Here is a 15259-nt window from a genome sequence, read left to right as displayed (position 1 = left end):
TCGTTCATCTTGCCGAGAAAATTCTACTTATGCAGCCCCTTACTTTCGGGGAAGATTACCGGTCAGCATGTGCTGCACCACATCGACGCCAAGCTCGTGCTGGGCATCGACAAAGGCAATATGGTCAATCCGCGCCTGTTTCACATCCAGCACATCGCCAAATAGCAGGCTGGTCGCATTGGCGGGCATCAATCCCGCGCGCAGGGCCAATGGTCCGCGCGACTATCAGCAATTCGCGTGTATCATTCACGAAGCTTTCGAAAAGCTTGCCCTCACCCAGCCGGGCCACGCTTCGATGACGGTGTTTGCGGTCATGAACAGCCCCTCATTTTCGCCATCCATCAGCCGCCAATTGACGCGCGCTAGATCATCACCGCGAAGATCAGCGTAAACAGGAACAGGACGATCTTGTGCAAGCCGGTAAAGTTTACCGCCCGGGGCAGGCGTATCTTTCAGGAAATGTGTCTCGTTCGCGGCCTTTGTCGTAGACCAGCGATTTTGGCGGGTCCGCTCTGAGCTGTGCGACATAGCGCATCACGAAAGCTAAGGTGACAACCCAGCGCAGCGTCAATATGATCAGTCGCAATATCAGCCCATCAGCAAATGTCACTTGCGCAGCATCTGACGCGATCACGGTCGAGAATACGTTGATGCTATCCCCCACGACTGCGCCCAGCAGGATCACCGCCAGCGGCCCGTGCTACGCCCGCGTCAATCGCCCCGGATGCCGTGACGACTCTGACGAACTCGCCAATGTTTTGCACGAACAAGGAAACTCATGGCATTCGCGATGTAGGCTACCGGATCGTAGAACCCGGTAATCGGCGGGAGGAACAGGTCGAAAACGCGCCGTGGGTTGGCCATGATTGCAGAATAACTGCCCGCGTTGGGCAGGTCATTGCCCGAGGCTTCGGACGCAATGCGCTGTTACTGGCATGACGGAATAATTCAGGTCAGCGCGGCGGCAAACTCGATCAGGCTGAACAGAATAGTGAAAGCGGATGGAAAAAGGAAATCGGGCTTCTCAGTCATGGTATAGGGCTTCTCCAGCAGGTGACATATTCCAGTCAGACTAGTGGGGAAGAGCAGGGCTGGGCTGACATAGATCAGGACTTTGCCCTGCAGTTTTGTGCAACGATGCGCCAAAGACGCGAAAGGTCCACCCATTGTCCCCGTCCGCACCAGAGCCCGCTTCCAAAGTCGACTTGTGTCAGGGTCTGTCGCGTGCCGAAGCACAGGCGCGACTCGATGCTGAAGGCTTCAACGAACTGCCACGCATTCGCGGCCGTTCCCCCTTGCGGATTGTGCTTGATGTCCTGCGCGAGCCGATGCTGACCCTGTTGATTGTCGGGGGCGTAGTTTATCTGTTGCTGGGTAGCCGCGATGAGGCATTGATCTTGTTGGCCTTTGCCTGTCTGTCGGTCGGCATTACGGTCGTGCAGGAGACGCGTACCGAACGCGTGCTTGAGGCCCTGCGTGATTTGACAAGCCCGCGGGCCCTAGTGATTCGGGGCGGCGAACGACTGCGGATCGCCGGGCGTAATGTGGTGCGCGGCGATCTGATCGTGCTGTCGGAAGGGGACAGAGTGCCCGCAGATGCCGCGCTGCTGGAAGCAACCGGCCTTTCATCCGACGAGTCCCTGTTGACTGGCGAGGCTGTGCCGGTGCGCAAGGTCGCGGGAAACCCGGACGTCGAATCCCGTCCAGGCGGAGACGATCAGCCGATGGTGTATTCGGGCAGTCTCATCGTGCAGGGGGCTGCCTTGGCGCAGGTGACAGCGACGGGGTCTGCTTCCGAAATTGGCAAGATCGGCACTTCTCTGGGAAAGCTGGAGATTGAAACGCCCCACTTGCAACTACAGATGCGCAAGTTGGTTATTGTGTTTGCCGCTGTTGGGGCCGCGGTCAGCGTTGCTGTTGTCGTCCTTTACGGCTTGCTGCGCGGCGGCTGGCTGGAAGGCGTGCTGGCTGGCATCGCTGTCGGCATGTCGATGCTGCCCGAGGAATTTCCTATGGTGCTGGCCGTGTTCATGGCTATGGGAGCATGGCGGATCTCCAAGGTCCGAGTGCTGACGCGGCGTGCCTCGGCGATTGAAACGCTGGGAGCGGCGTCAGTGCTGTGCACAGACAAGACCGGCACACTGACCGAAAACCGCATGACGATAACCGAATTGAGGTTGGCCGATGGCACACCTGTAACCATCGGCACTGTCCTGCCCCAGGCGTTCCGCGAACTCGCGGCGGCGGGGGTCATGGCGTCAGCACCCGAGCCATTTGACCCTATGGAGAAAGCTTTTCACGCACTCGTTCAGGCTGATCTGCGCGCAGGAGAAATCCTACCCGGTGGTGGGCGGGCATTGGCGCGTAGCTATGCTCTGTCGCCCGATCTGCTCGCGATGTCGCAGGCTTGGGAAACGCCCGACGCAGGCTGGCAGATTGCGGCAAAGGGTGCACCCGAGGCGATTGCCGATCTATGCCAGTTCGGGGCGGTCGCCCGCGCGGCAATCACCGCGCAGGTTGATCAGATGGCACAGGCGGGGTTGCGGGTTCTGGCGGTGGCTGAGGCCGCCTTTGCAGGTGACAATCTGCCCGCCAGCCAGCGTGATTTCGCCTTTCGTTTTCAGGGGCTGGTCGGGCTGGCCGACCCGCTGCGCGCCTCGGTGCCGGGTGCCGTTGCCCAATGCCGCAGTGCTGGCATCAAAGTGATCATGATCACCGGAGACTATCCAGCCACCGCGCAAAGCATCGCGGCGCAGGCCGGATTGGAAGGCGACCGCGTGATCACCGGACCCGAACTCGCCTTGATGACGGACGTTGATCTGGCTAAAGCCGTCAAGGATGTCACTATCTTTGCCCGCATTATGCCGGAACAAAAGCTGCGCATCGTGACAGCGCTCAAGGTCGCGGGTGCGGTCGTGGCGATGACCGGCGACGGGGTAAATGACGCACCTTCGCTGAAGGCCGCGCATATCGGCGTGGCGATGGGCGGACGGGGAACGGACGTGGCACGCGAGGCCGCGAGTATCGTATTGCTGGATGATGATTTCGGCTCCATCGTCACGACTGTCCGGCTTGGGAGGCGCATCTACGACAACCTGCGGAAGGCAATGAGCTTCATTCTTGCAGTGCACGTCCCCATCGCAGGGCTGGCGCTGATGCCGTTCCTGTTCGGCATGCCTATCTTGTTCGGACCGGTGCATATCGCATTTCTTGAGATGGTGATCGACCCCGTCTGTTCGCTGGTGTTCGAGGCTGAAGCTGAAGAAGACGGCGTGATGGCCCGTCCGCCACGTCCACCAGCCGAGCCACTATTTTCCGGACCGACAATCCTGTGGAGCCTGCTGCAGGGGGCGTTGGTGTTGGGGGTCACAGCCACGATTTTTGCCCTGGGCTCGAGTTTTGGGCTATCGACCGATCAAGTGCGCGGCATGACTTTTGCTTCGCTGATCTTCGGCATAGTAGCATTGATCTTCGTTGACCGCTCTCAGTCATCTTCCGTTTTTATAGCTTTCAGTCGACCAAATCGCGCGCTGGCAGTGGTTTTGCCGATAGTGGCAGCACTACTCACGGTTACCCTGTTCTGGCAACCGGCCCGCGACCTGTTCGGTTTTGCCGCACTTGAACCGGTGTTTTTGGCAGTCCCGCTGATGGCGGGGCTGGGTATCTTGTTGTTGCTGGAGGCGTTGAAACCGATTTGGCGATGGGCGGTTCGTGCGGGGAACAAGAGCCGCGTTGCGGCCCCCGTGTCGCCGCACATTTGACAGACCCGAGATTATCGCGACTCTGCTGGCAACCTCATCGACCTGGCTCCGGTGCATGACTGCCGGGTTAGCGACGACGGCCTCACGCCGATCAATGGTGCCAGTGTTCGCATCCCTGCCAAAAGCTATCAGCGCGAGGGCTATCATGGTCGCCTAGTCTCGGGCATAGCTTTGCAAGTCGATGACGCCAATCGGCTTGGTAGTGCAAGTTTCGATCGCTGAAAGCATGCCAAGGACCAGCTGTTTCTACCCAGCTGTTTCTACGTAGTGATTTGGACATCCGTCTGCCAATGCACTTTTGCCTTCAACATTTCAGTCATTGTGAAACACCTCTTGCATCATGGCCCACCAGTCACCCGATGCCCGGCTTTCCAGCGGAGTCTGACACGGATCGGTCAGCGCCCACCACTTCTGGGTCATTGAATCGGCAGCAATCGCGGCCATGTCACCGGCGAAATCCACGCCGTGGTATTCCCAGGTACCAAACAGAATATTCTCTGGCTCACGCAGAAAGATCGTATAGTTGCGGATGTTGGAGGCCGATATCCGCGCCAGAACCTCTGGCCAGACTGCCGCATGCAATTCTTTGTATTCCGCCAGTTTTTCGGGCTTCAGCCCGATCATCATGCCCATACGCTGCATCACATCACCGCACCGATCTGCCATGGCACGAATTCGGCACCGCCAAAGCCCAAGCCTTCCGATTTGGTGATCTCGCCCGAGGCTGTGCGGATGAAAAGCTCGAACATCTCGCGGCCTTTTTGCTCCAGCGTGACGCCTTGCAGAATGTCGCCGGTGTTCAGATCCATATCTTCCTCCATCTTGGCGAACATCTCGGAGTTGGTGGCCACCTTGATGCAGGGCACTGGCTTATAGCCCGAAACCGAGCCGCGTCCGGTGGTGAACACGATCAGATTGGCCCCCGATGCCACCTGTCCGGTGACCGAGCAGGGATCGTAGCCGGGGCTGTCCATGAACACGAAGCCGCGCTGTGTGATCGGTTCGGCGAACAGATAGACGCCTGACAGCGGGGCCGAGCCGCCCTTGGCCACCGCGCCCAGGCTTTTTTCCAGGATGGTGGTCAAGCCGCCGCGCTTGTTGCCGGGGCTGGGGTTGTTGTTCATCTCGCCCTTGTTGCGGGCGGTGTAATCTTCCCACCAGGCGATGCGCTCCAGCAGCTTTTCGCCAACCTCGGGGCTGATGGCGCGGCGGGTCAGCAGGTGTTCGGCGCCGTAGATTTCCGAGGTTTCCGACAGGATCGTGGTGCCGCCATGCGCCACCAGAAGATCCGAGGCCACGCCAAGCGCGGGGTTGGCGGTTATGCCGGAATAGCCATCCGAGCCGCCGCATTGCATACCGATCATCAGTTCCGAAACCGGAATCGGCTCGCGGCGGCAGGTTTCGGCCACTTCGGCCAACGCGCGCAGGGCTTCGACGCCACGTTCGACGCTGCGCCTTGTGCCGCCTTGGTCCTGAATGGTCATGTGATGGAACTGGCCATCGGCGCGCAGCCGGGCCTTGCCGATCAGCGCCGGGATCTGCATCACCTCGCAGCCAAGACCGACAAGCAAAATTCCCGCGAAGTTAGGGTTTTTGGCATAACCTTGCAGAGTGCGCATCAGGGTGTCGTAGCCCTCGTTGTCCCCCGCCATGCCGCAGCCGGTGGAATGCGCGATCGGCACAATGCCATCGACATGTTTCAGCGCGCGGAACCAGTCGGTCTTTTCCGCCGCTTCCGCGATGAACCGTGCCACCGAGCCAGAGCAGTTGACCGAGGTGAGAACCCCGAGATAGTTCCGTGTCCCCGCCCGCCCATCGGCACGGCGATATCCTTGAAACGTGCGGGCCTCGGAGGGTGAGGGCAAGCTGCGCAGGTCGCCACCAAAGTCATGCTCCAGCGCATGCAGCGACATGCCGAGATTTTGCACATGCACATGCTCACCTGCGGCGATGTCGCGACTGGCCGCGCCGATGATCTGGCCATAGCGGCGCACAGCCGCGCCTGCCGCGATGGCGTGCAGCGCGATCTTGTGGCCGCGCGGCACCGCAGCTGTCAGCGTCACCCCGGCCACGGCAGCCCCGGCAGGCAGATCGGCCAGAGCTATGGCGACATCATCGTCGGGGGACAGCAGGATATGGTCGGGTTTCATGCACCCACTCCGGCCAGCGCGCGGTCAAGATGGGTGTAGCCGCCATCGACAAACAACCATTGACCGGTCACATGCCGCGCCCGCCCCGACAGGGCAAAGACCACCATGGCGGCAATTTCTGCGGCCTCGGTCATACGCTGGCCCAAGGGAATGCGCGCGGTGATGTCGGCCAATTTGGCGGCGGGGTCATCAAACGTCTCAATCCAGCGGGCGTAAAGCGGGGTCATCACCTCGGCCGGAATCACCGCATTCACCCGCACGCCATGCGGCGCGAAAGCTGCCGCCCATTCGCGTGTCAGCCCCAGTTGCGCGGCCTTGGCGGCGACATAGGCCGAGGTATTGCCCTGACCCGTGACAGCGGTTTTCGAACTGATGTTCACGATCGCACCCGAGGCAGCTTTGATGTCGTCAGCGAGAAGGTGCACCAGCGTGTAGTAATGGATCAGGTTCAGATCCAATGAGGCGCGGAACGCTTCGGGTCCGGCGTCAATCCCGACGCCGTCATTGACGCCCGCGTTGTTCACCAGCCCGTAAACGGGGCCAAAGCGCGCCCGGGCTTCAGCAACGGCAGCACCGCATTGGGCATCGTCGGAAAGCTCTACCTGCACCCAGCCTGCATATGGGCCAAGGGCGGCGAGCCAATCTGCATCGGGCGCGCGGCGGGCGAATATCACCGGCACCGCCCCTTCGGCGGCCAGCAGTTCGGAAATCGCGCCACCGATCCCGGCAGCACCACCGGTTACGATGATCACTTTGCCCTTCAGACCCATGTCCATAACGTCACTCCTTGTTAAAAGACCGGCCCCGATGGTGTGGGGCCGGTCCAGTCTTAACGTATCGGATCAGTCGTAGAGAACGGCTGCGATTTCCGGCGCGTCGATGTTTGTCGCATCATACCAGGCAAAGCCTGAGTCGATCTTGGCGGGCAGTTTTTCGCCGTTGATCGCAGCGATGGCCGCCTTGACGGTTTCATAGCCGATGCCAACCGGGCTTTGCGTGATGGCACCCGCCATTTCGCCAGCGCGGATCGCATCTTTTTGCAACTTGCCCGAGTCGTAGCCGATCACCACAACGCCCTTGGTGCCGGTTTCGCGGATCGCGTTCAGTACCCCGATAGCGGAGCCTTCGTTGGCACCGAAGATGCCCTTGATATCGGGATGGGCGGTCAGGATGGCCTTGGTGATCTCCGTCGATTGCAACTGGTCGCCGCCGCCGTACTGGATATCGACGATCTCGATGTCAGGATACTTCGCAGCAACCTGGTTCACAAAGCCGTCACGGCGGTCGATGCCGGTGCGCGAGGTCTGGTCATGCACCACCAGCGCCACTTTGCCCGCGCCGCCGATCAGTTCCGCCATCTTGTCTGCCGCAAGTGAGGCAGCGGCAAGGTTGTCGGTGGTCACCGTGGTTGCCGGGATGTCGCTGTCGACGCCGGAGTCGAAGGCAATGATCGGGATGCCGGCCTCTTGCGCCTGCTTCAGCAGCGGGGTGGCAGCTTGGCTGTCCAATGCGGCAAAGCCGATAGCGGCGGGCTTCTTCGCCAGAGCCGCGGCCAGCATATCCATCTGCTTGTCAACCTGAGCCTCTGTATCGGGGCCTTCGAAGGTAACCTCGACACCGAATTCCGCTGCGGCCTTGTCGGCTCCGGCCTTCACGGCCTGCCAGAACTGGTGCTGGAAACCCTTGGATACAAGCGGGATGTACAGCTTGTCCTGCGCGAATGCCGCTCCGGTGGTTGCAAGCAGGCTGCCTGCAACGGCCGCAGCCACGAGTGTTCTTCTGGTAAGCATTAGGTTCTCCTCTGATTTGGATTCATATTTCGATCTGGAACGTTGCCCGTTCTCTTTGGCTTAGCCGGCGCGACGCCTGCGAAGCATGTCTGCGTAAACGGCGGCGATGATGATGACGCCGGTCACCACGGTCTGCCATTCTTGGGCCACCGACATGATGCGCAGCCCGTTGAGCAGCACACTCATGATCAGCGCCCCGATGATGGTGCCCAAAATTGAACCGCGCCCGCCCGCCAGTGAGGTGCCGCCGATCACCACGGCGGCAATCGCGTCCAATTCATAGCCCAGTCCCAGTGCTGGTTGCGCCGAATTCAGCCGCGAGGCGATCAGCAGACCGGCCACGCCGCAAATGCCGCCCGCCAGCGCATAGATCGCCACTTTCCAGCCATCGGCATTCACCCCGGACAGCCGCACAGCCTCTTCGTTCGAGCCAAGCGCAAAGCAATAGCGCCCCAACGTCGTGCGGTTCAGCACCCAGGAAATCAACAGCGCCAGCACGAACAGGATCACCACGCCATTCGGCACCGGCAAGCCGGGCAGCACTTTTCCGATCAGCGAGCCGGTGGACAAAAGCGGAAAGCTGGGTGTGTCATTGAAGTAGATCGGTTTGGTGCCCGAGATCACCAACGACAGGCCCTTGAGGATCAGCATCATGCCCAGCGTGGCAATAAAAGGCGGAATTTTCATCCGGGCGATCAGCGAGCCGGAAATGAACCCGCAGCCAGCCCCCGCCGCGATGGCCGCGATGATGCCGAACGGCAGCGGCATACCAAGATAGGTCAGAACCACCCCGCTGATCACCGCCGTAAACGTCATCAGCGTTCCAACCGAAAGGTCGATCCCGCCAGTGATGATCACCAAGGTCGCCGCAATCGCCAGCACGCCGTTCACGCTGGTGGCCTGCAAGATCGCCAGAACATTAGAGGTTTGCAGGAAATTCGACGAGGCCAGCGAAAAGAACACCAGAAGGGCGATCAGGCTGGCGAAGGCCAGGATCTTTTGCTGCGCGCCCGAGCCAAGCAGGCGGGACTTGGCAGCGGTTGCAGCGGATGAGGCGGTCATGGGGTTGCTCCTTGAAGGGCCGGGTCGCTTTGGGTCCGGTCGTCCTGGCTGGTGTCGCGCTGGGTGGCCAAACGCATGATTTCGCGCTGACTGGTGTTGGGGCCGCCGGGCAGGATGCCGGTCAGCCGTCCTTCGCACATCACCGCGATGCGGTGCGACAGTCGCAGCACCTCGGGCAGTTCCGACGAAATCACGATGATCGCCTTGCCCGCTTCGGCAAGGCTTTGCAGAAGGCGGCAAATCTCGGCCTTGGCACCGACGTCGATGCCGCGCGTCGGCTCGTCGAAAATCAGGATGTCGCAGTCGCGCAGAAGCCATTTGGCGATGACAACCTTTTGCTGGTTGCCGCCGGACAACAGCCGAACCTCTTGCCGGTCGGATGGCGTGCGAATGTCAAGGCTGCGGATGTAGTCGGCGGCCACATGGGCCAGCGCCTGATCGTCGACCCGCAGGAAGCGGTCGGAAAACCGTTCCAGCGAAGTCAAAGCGATGTTGCCACGCACATCAATGCCAAGGGCGAGCCCGAAATGCTTACGGTCTTCGGACAGATAGCCGATGCCCGCGGCCACCGCATCTCGTGGGCTGCGGATGGGGCAGGGCTTGCCATGAACGATGATCTCGCCCGCATCGCGTGGGTCGGCGCCGAAGATGACCCGGGCAACCTCGGTCCGGCCCGCCCCCATCAGCCCGGCAAAGCCCAGAATCTCGCCCTGCCGCAGATCGAAGCTGACATCGCGCACCAGGCGCCCGCGCTGCAGGCCCTTAACCTCCAGTGCGATTGGTGCCGCCGAAAGATCGGGGATCGCCGCAGCGGTCTGGTCAAGATCACGGCCCACCATCATGGTGATGATGGTTTCAATCGAGGTATCGGCAGCGGTCACGGTGCCGATATAGGCCCCGTCGCGCATCACCGTCACCCGGTCCGAGATGCGGCGGATCTCGTCCATCTTGTGGCTGATGTAGACAATCGCCACGCCTTCCGATTTCAACCGCCGGATGATGGCAAAAAGTTCGTCAGTTTCGGCGTCGTTCAGGGCTGCGGTGGGCTCGTCCATGATCAGGATGCGCGAGCGGAATGAAAGCGCTTTAGCAATTTCCACCATCTGCTGCTTGGCGATGGTCAGGCTGCGCACTTCGGCGCGCGGATCCAGTGGCACCTTCATCGCCGCAAAGATCACCTCAGCGTCGCGGTTAATCTGGGCTTCATCCAGTAGGCCCCAGCGGCTGCGTGGCTCGCGCCCGATAAAGATGTTCTGGGCGACGGTCAGGTCGGGCATCAAAGCCAGTTCCTGATGGATGATGCCGATCCCCAGTGCCTGCGCCGCGCGCGGCCCGGCAATGCGCACCTCCGCGCCACTGACACTGATGCTGCCGCTGTCGGGGGCATAGATGCCAGCCAGCACTTTCATCAGGGTCGATTTGCCCGCGCCGTTCTCGCCCATCAGGGCATGAACTTCGCCCGCTTTCAGATCGAATTGCGCCGCCCGTAGCGCATGCACGCCTGGAAAGCGCTTTTCAATGGCGCTGAGGCGGATGACTTCGGTCATGGCGCGGCCTTTAGCGTGACGATGGCCTTGATCAGCCGGCCACGATCTGCCGCCAGTTCGGCCAGCCGCGCGGGCAGGTCGGCCAGCGCGATCCGTTCCGACAGCAGCGCATCAGCCTTCACCGCACCCGAGCGCAGCGCCGCCATGACCACTTCGAAATCCTCGGCGGTGGCATTGCGCGAGCCGATCAGCCGCATCTCGCGCTTGTGAAATTCGGGGTCTGAAAAACTGATGCGGTCCTGCACCACCGAAATCAGCACATAAGTGCCGCCATGCGCGACATGGGCAAAGCCCGCCTCTATCGCCCCGGCATGACCGGTTGCATCAAGGACAACGTCGAAGCCTTCGGCATGATCGGGGCCAATGGCCGCGTGTAGATGCGCAAAGCCCAGTGCGGCTGCCTGTTCCAGACGCGCGGGCGTTGTATCCAGCAGATGCACCTCTGCCCCGCGTGCTTTGGCAAAAAGCGCGGCACCCAGCCCGATTGGTCCGGCACCTGTCACCAGCACACGGTCGGCGGCTGTCACCTCGCCCCGTCGCACCGCATGGGCCCCAATCGCCAGAAACTCGACCATCGCTGCGGCTTCCAGCGGCAGATCGCCCGCCGGATAAAGATTGCCTGCCGGGATCGCGATTCTAGCGCAGATGCCGCCGTCGCGATGCACGCCCAGCACTTCGATCCGCGTGCAGCAATTCGGCTTACCGCGCTGACAGGCCCGGCAGGTGCCGCAGGAGATATAGGGATTGATCACCACGGCGACGCCCTGATCCCAACCAGCGCCCGCAACCGCGACTCGGCCCGAAAGCTCATGCCCGATGACGCGGGGGTAGTTCAGATAGGGGTGTTTGCCCGCATAAATGTGATAATCGGTGCCGCACAGACCCGCCGCAGCAATATCGACCAGCACCCAGCCTTCCGGCGCGGTCAGGGGCAGTGGTACGGACGTCAGTTCAAACTGGCCCGGCGCAAGGCATGCGCCACAGAGCATCATTTCGGTCATCCTCAGCGCCTCCCCTCGCTTCGGGTTTTTATCATAAAGAACACTAGACATTGAGTGACGTGAGTGTAAACTGTTTTTAATCATATTAATACAAAAGACAGGATGCCATGGCCCGAACCGATGTCCGCTTTCGCGCCGCCTTCAACCAGACGTTGGATCAACTGGCCGGTCTTGCCCCTGGCGACGCGCTGCCATCCGAGTTGAAACTGGCCGATTCCCTGAAGGTCAGCCGCACTGTGGTGCGCGCCGTGCTGAAACGACTGGCCGAAGGCGGTGTGATCAGATTGGAGGGGCGGAACAAATCTTTGTTGCGCCCTGCCCAGACCCAAGACCACTTGCCAGAACGAGAGGACTACATCTCGCTGCGCGAGCTTGAGGGGCGTTTTCTGGATTGGGTGCTGCGGTTTGACGTGCCTGCCGACACGTCGTTGAACGTGACGCAACTGGCCAAGCAATTTCTGGTCCCGCCGCATCTGCTGCAAGAATTTCTGGCCAGCCTTGGCCAGTTCGGTCTGGTGGAACGGCGGCCGCGCGGCGGCTGGCGGCTTTTGGGCTTTACCGCCGATTACGCGGTGGAGCTGTCGGATTTCCGCACGCTGCTAGAGGTCAATGCGGCCCGCACTGTCAGCACTCTGCCGAAAACCCATCCCGTCTGGGCCGCCATAGACGCGCTCGACCGCGAGCATGTGCAACTTTTGGACCGGATCGAAACGGATTTCCGCGATTTCTCACCGCTGGACGAAAAGTTTCATGTCACCATCAATGCCGTGGTGAAAAATCGTTTCGTGACTGATTTCCAGAAGGTGATATCCCTGATTTTCCACTACCATTATCAATGGGACAAGCAGTTTGAGCGCGATCGGAACAAGGCCGCTATCGGCGAGCATCGCCGCATCATCGCGGCCATGCGGTCCGGTGATGCCGATGCAGCACAGGCAGCTGTGCAGGCGCATCTAGCAACATCAAAGGAAACCTTGATCGCCTCGCTGCGGGTCAATCACTTGGATCAGGATTGGCATCAGGGACCGCTTGGGCAAGTGCGCGCAACTGAGGCGCCTTGACGCCCGACCAAGTCAAAAAGGCACCAATACGGCGGCGGATCTTTTCGGCGTGATTTTGGGCAATGTCGGCCAACCGGCGGTCAAGGTAAGGGTTGGCAAAGCGGTCCAGTGTGGCCGCGACATAGGCCGGAGCCTCGGCAATGCCATGGACTGCAAAGCCGGGCAGAACCTCGGTGGTGTAAAGCGCCTCCAGCCGAGCCCGGATCGCCGGGTTTGCCATCAACTCGCGCACATAGGTTTCGGACCCGCCGCGTGCCTGCCAGTCGGCCACCAGCCAGGTATGGCCAAGGTTGAGGATGTGCAGCTTCAGCATTTCGATGCGGTCAAGATCGGCCGCCACCTGCACGGCTGGGTGATGGCATGGCAGTACCAGACCGGGGCAGGCCTCTATCGCCCACAGCGCATAGGGCTCGGCCACCACGCCTGCGGGCTCCAGTGGGGCCGAAACGATGCGGTCCACCAGTGGACTGACAAAACACACCTCAGCCACCACCCAATCAGCAAAGCCGGGATCCAGCGGTTTGGCCACGTCGAGCACCCTGTTGCGCAGCGTGTCGCCATTGCGGGCGATCAACTCGGTTGGCATCACTTGCAGCGGGCGGCCACCAGCCTGCCAGCGCGTGCGCAGAAGTTGGGTCAGCTTGGCCGGGTAGGACATGGCCTGATCGAAATCCGGCGCATGATCGGCGGGCTGGGCGGCAAAGCCTGCATAGCTGGTGTTCGACAGGATGATTTCCGCCTCTTGGGCTGCGATCCGGCAAACTTCGGGCCAATCTTCCGCTGTGGTCAGCGCCCGGCGGATCGAGGTGACGCGGGTTTCGAAGGATACTGGTTGCCCGTTTTCCAACCCCTGCACCCGCACCACAAACCCAGCGGGCAACGCCAGCGCCAGCAGCCGCCCGCGCCGCCCGGCATCGCCCGACGACTGCACCACCGTTACCGGCCCGAGGGCTTGGCCCTGTGCCAACGTCTCGGACAAGAACAGATCCGCGTGGGCTTGCAAGAACCGACTGGTGCCGAATTGCAGGATTGGCGTGGCAGACTGGATAACTGACATGGCATTCTCCGCCTTAATATGTTTTTTATCATTATGAACATTTAGCCAGGGCGAGGGCGCAGCAGATGATCAACGCACAGTATTTCTGGCGAATGGGCCGGGCAGATAGCGATTGCCCGATGGTCAGCACGGCACGGGCATTTTATGTGTCGGCCCAGCCATGACCCACATTCTGTGCATAGGCGAAGCCATGGCCGAAATTCGTGGTGTCGGTGACGGCTTCGTTGTCGGTTTTTCCGGAGACACATTCAATACCGCTGTTTACTGTCGCCGCCGTCTGCAGGGCGGCAGTGTAGGCTTTCAAACCCGCATCGGGTACGAGCCGCTGTCCGAAGGCTTCCTGCGACTCGCGGTGGCCGAGGGGTTGGACCTTACGCCGATCCGGCGCGACGCGGCGCACAACATCGGCATCTATTCGGTGCAGACCGACACTGCAGGCGAACGCTCCTTTGCCTATTGGCGCGAAAATTCGGCGGTACGACAGCTTTTTCAGACCCCTGAAGATTTCAAGGCGTTGGAACAGGCGGATATTCTTTACCTATCGGGGATTACGCTGGCGATCCTGACACCAGCGGCGCGCGTAGCGCTTTTCGCGCGGCTGGCGGCTTTGCGCGCTGCGGGGCAGCGGGTTGCCTTTGATTCCAACTACCGCCCCCGGCTCTGGTCCGACGCTGCGACAGCACGGCAGGTTATCGCGCAGGCCTGGGCGCTGGCCGATATTGCGCTGCCCTCTGTCGATGATGAAATGGCACTTTTCGGGGATGCCGATGCGGCGGCAGTGCTTGAGCGTCTGCGCCAGCTTGGCACACGGGAAGGCGCGCTCAACCGCGGTGCCCTTGGCCCGTTGGCACTGCAATCGGGGGCGACTACCCCCGTATTCGCGCGGGCAGAGCATGTGATTGATACTACTGCAGCAGGCGACAGTTTCAATGGAGGTTTTCTGGCCGCGCTGGCCGGAGGAGCCGACACCATTTGCGCGATGGCCGCCGGGCATGAACTGGCTCGGGTGGTGGTGTCGCAGCCGGGCGCCATTGTTGAGACCCCACAGACATGACGCTGCGGCAGGGGAGTTACCTTTTGGACCCGGTCTTGGTTATTGCGGAAGCCTAGCTAAATCAGAGAGTTGCCATGTGATATTCTGAAGTATCAAAGGCATTTGGACATCTTGATTTTTGTTCATAGCCAGTGCGCCGTTGTCAGACTGCACATCGCAACTTTGGTAGGTTACGGCGGCCGCGCGTATCTATAGAAAAATTATCATTATATATCAATTGGCTACGGCCTCCTCCAGGAGACTGTTTGCATTTGTACGCATCCCATGGAAGCACTATGGATGCAAGAGGGCGCGAAATCTGTCATTTCGTTTCGTAAACTGGTGTCGGCAGAGAGCTTTGCTTTCAGTGCCGCTTGATCGGGTTCATCCCATCCATGCCGGCCAGAATCCCGCTGCCGAAGGCGAGTTCGCGAACTTCGACAGCAACCGCCTCCAGCATCGGCCGATCTTCGGTCATGAGCACGAACTCCGCGATCTTTCCTGGCGGGCAGTCCATGGAGGCGGGTAGACGAGCGCGAGCCGCTTGCAGCGGTAGCGACCGGCATAGGCCTGCATCTGATACACGTGGTCGCTCGAAACCCCAGAGTTCTGCTCGCCGAGATTGAGGCGTTTCCATTTTGCATAAAGGATGGCAGCGGCTCTGTTGCACAAATCAGCTGACGGCCGGACTTGCCCTTATCCCGGACAGACCTATCCTGCGACCTTTGTGACAGGGCTGCCGAGCGCGGTGAAGCCGTTCAGCACGGCAACACGGACCTGGAACTCCGCGACCTGAC

15 protein-coding genes are annotated in these 15259 nt (G+C 60.8%); 3 read left to right on the top strand and 12 right to left on the bottom strand.

Translation table 11 applies throughout. The annotated features are described in order from the left end of the window. Window positions 1–39: 39 nt before the first annotated feature. From U1A24_RS19425 to U1A24_RS19415, 3 genes are all read right to left on the bottom strand, one after another. Window positions 40–189, bottom strand: a complete 150-nt coding sequence (locus U1A24_RS19425; protein ID WP_322323635.1) for a hypothetical protein — start codon at window positions 187–189, stop codon at window positions 40–42. Between the two features lie 238 nt (window positions 190–427). Beyond that, window positions 428–685 (bottom strand): hypothetical protein, encoded by a 258-nt coding sequence (locus U1A24_RS19420; RefSeq protein ID WP_322323634.1) that lies wholly within the window; start codon window positions 683–685, stop codon window positions 428–430. 263 nt (window positions 686–948) lie between these two features. Then, window positions 949–1167, bottom strand: coding sequence for a hypothetical protein (locus tag U1A24_RS19415; RefSeq protein WP_322323637.1), 219 nt, complete (start codon window positions 1165–1167; stop codon window positions 949–951). On the opposite strand from U1A24_RS19415, the gene U1A24_RS19410 reads away from it, so the two are divergent. Further along, entirely contained in the window at window positions 1167–3761 is a 2595-nt protein-coding gene (locus U1A24_RS19410) for a cation-translocating P-type ATPase (protein WP_322323636.1), read from the top strand. The genes U1A24_RS19415 and U1A24_RS19410 overlap by 1 nt on opposite strands. A gap of 312 nt (window positions 3762–4073) precedes the next feature. Here the strand turns inward: U1A24_RS19410 and U1A24_RS19405 are convergent, their stop codons facing one another. The 7 genes from U1A24_RS19405 to U1A24_RS19375 form a co-directional block, all read right to left on the bottom strand. After that, window positions 4074–4427, bottom strand: a complete 354-nt coding sequence (locus U1A24_RS19405; protein WP_322323633.1) for an L-rhamnose mutarotase — start codon at window positions 4425–4427, stop codon at window positions 4074–4076. Then, window positions 4403–5911 (bottom strand): altronate dehydratase family protein, encoded by a 1509-nt coding sequence (locus U1A24_RS19400; RefSeq protein WP_322323632.1) that lies wholly within the window; start codon window positions 5909–5911, stop codon window positions 4403–4405. The genes U1A24_RS19405 and U1A24_RS19400 overlap by 25 nt, the downstream gene beginning before the upstream one ends. After that, on the bottom strand, window positions 5908–6687 hold the full coding sequence (locus U1A24_RS19395) for an SDR family oxidoreductase (RefSeq protein ID WP_322323631.1): 780 nt from the start codon (window positions 6685–6687) through the stop codon (window positions 5908–5910). Before U1A24_RS19395 ends, U1A24_RS19400 begins: the two co-directional genes overlap by 4 nt. A 66-nt stretch (window positions 6688–6753) precedes the next feature. Further along, complete coding sequence (locus U1A24_RS19390) at window positions 6754–7701, bottom strand: ABC transporter substrate-binding protein (protein WP_322323630.1); 948 nt, start codon at window positions 7699–7701, stop codon at window positions 6754–6756. A gap of 60 nt (window positions 7702–7761) precedes the next feature. Further along, a complete protein-coding gene (locus U1A24_RS19385) occupies window positions 7762–8763 on the bottom strand; it encodes an ABC transporter permease (RefSeq protein WP_322323629.1) in 1002 nt (333 codons plus the stop codon). After that, the gene (locus U1A24_RS19380) at window positions 8760–10310 is read right to left on the bottom strand and encodes a sugar ABC transporter ATP-binding protein (protein ID WP_322323628.1); all 1551 of its coding nucleotides are present in this window, start codon (window positions 10308–10310) and stop codon (window positions 8760–8762) included. Before U1A24_RS19380 ends, U1A24_RS19385 begins: the two co-directional genes overlap by 4 nt. Further along, a complete protein-coding gene (locus U1A24_RS19375; protein ID WP_322323627.1) occupies window positions 10307–11311 on the bottom strand; it encodes a zinc-binding alcohol dehydrogenase family protein in 1005 nt (334 codons plus the stop codon). Before U1A24_RS19375 ends, U1A24_RS19380 begins: the two co-directional genes overlap by 4 nt. A gap of 107 nt (window positions 11312–11418) precedes the next feature. Here U1A24_RS19375 and U1A24_RS19370 point away from each other — a divergent pair, with 107 nt between their 5' ends. Then, complete coding sequence (locus tag U1A24_RS19370) at window positions 11419–12372, top strand: GntR family transcriptional regulator (RefSeq protein ID WP_322323626.1); 954 nt, start codon at window positions 11419–11421, stop codon at window positions 12370–12372. Here the strand turns inward: U1A24_RS19370 and U1A24_RS19365 are convergent. Further along, complete coding sequence (locus tag U1A24_RS19365; protein WP_322323625.1) at window positions 12305–13429, bottom strand: mannitol dehydrogenase family protein; 1125 nt, start codon at window positions 13427–13429, stop codon at window positions 12305–12307. The genes U1A24_RS19370 and U1A24_RS19365 overlap by 68 nt on opposite strands. A 160-nt stretch (window positions 13430–13589) precedes the next feature. On the opposite strand from U1A24_RS19365, the gene U1A24_RS19360 reads away from it, so the two are divergent. Then, the gene (locus U1A24_RS19360) at window positions 13590–14483 is read left to right on the top strand and encodes a sugar kinase (protein WP_322323624.1); all 894 of its coding nucleotides are present in this window, start codon (window positions 13590–13592) and stop codon (window positions 14481–14483) included. 453 nt (window positions 14484–14936) lie between these two features. Here the strand turns inward: U1A24_RS19360 and U1A24_RS21720 are convergent, their stop codons facing one another. Continuing rightward, window positions 14937–15134, bottom strand: a complete 198-nt coding sequence (locus tag U1A24_RS21720) for a 5-methylcytosine restriction system specificity protein McrC (protein WP_416173509.1) — start codon at window positions 15132–15134, stop codon at window positions 14937–14939. Between the last annotated feature and the right edge of the window lie 125 nt (window positions 15135–15259).

Source organism: Cypionkella sp. (assembly GCF_034376685.1).
Lineage (GTDB): Bacteria > Pseudomonadota > Alphaproteobacteria > Rhodobacterales > Rhodobacteraceae > Cypionkella.
The sequence above is the reverse complement of the archived record's forward strand: the minus strand, read 5'-3'. Positions and strand labels throughout refer to the sequence as shown.

Excerpts from the sequence above, each read along its gene's own strand:
- U1A24_RS19395 (WP_322323631.1), bottom strand. The coding sequence starts at position 6,687 with ATGGACATGGGTCTGAAGGGCAAAGTGATCATCGTAACCGGTGGTGCT.
- U1A24_RS19425 (WP_322323635.1), bottom strand. The coding sequence starts at position 189 with ATGCCCGCCAATGCGACCAGCCTGCTATTTGGCGATGTGCTGGATGTG.
- U1A24_RS19380 (WP_322323628.1), bottom strand. The coding sequence starts at position 10,310 with ATGACCGAAGTCATCCGCCTCAGCGCCATTGAAAAGCGCTTTCCAGGC.
- U1A24_RS19365 (WP_322323625.1), bottom strand. The coding sequence starts at position 13,429 with ATGTCAGTTATCCAGTCTGCCACGCCAATCCTGCAATTCGGCACCAGT.
- U1A24_RS19400 (WP_322323632.1), bottom strand. The coding sequence starts at position 5,911 with ATGAAACCCGACCATATCCTGCTGTCCCCCGACGATGATGTCGCCATA.
- U1A24_RS19370 (WP_322323626.1), top strand. The coding sequence starts at position 11,419 with ATGGCCCGAACCGATGTCCGCTTTCGCGCCGCCTTCAACCAGACGTTG.
- U1A24_RS19415 (WP_322323637.1), bottom strand. The coding sequence starts at position 1,167 with ATGGGTGGACCTTTCGCGTCTTTGGCGCATCGTTGCACAAAACTGCAG.
- U1A24_RS19375 (WP_322323627.1), bottom strand. The coding sequence starts at position 11,311 with ATGACCGAAATGATGCTCTGTGGCGCATGCCTTGCGCCGGGCCAGTTT.
- U1A24_RS19360 (WP_322323624.1), top strand. The coding sequence starts at position 13,590 with ATGACCCACATTCTGTGCATAGGCGAAGCCATGGCCGAAATTCGTGGT.
- U1A24_RS19385 (WP_322323629.1), bottom strand. The coding sequence starts at position 8,763 with ATGACCGCCTCATCCGCTGCAACCGCTGCCAAGTCCCGCCTGCTTGGC.
- U1A24_RS19390 (WP_322323630.1), bottom strand. The coding sequence starts at position 7,701 with ATGCTTACCAGAAGAACACTCGTGGCTGCGGCCGTTGCAGGCAGCCTG.
- U1A24_RS19405 (WP_322323633.1), bottom strand. The coding sequence starts at position 4,427 with ATGGCAGATCGGTGCGGTGATGTGATGCAGCGTATGGGCATGATGATC.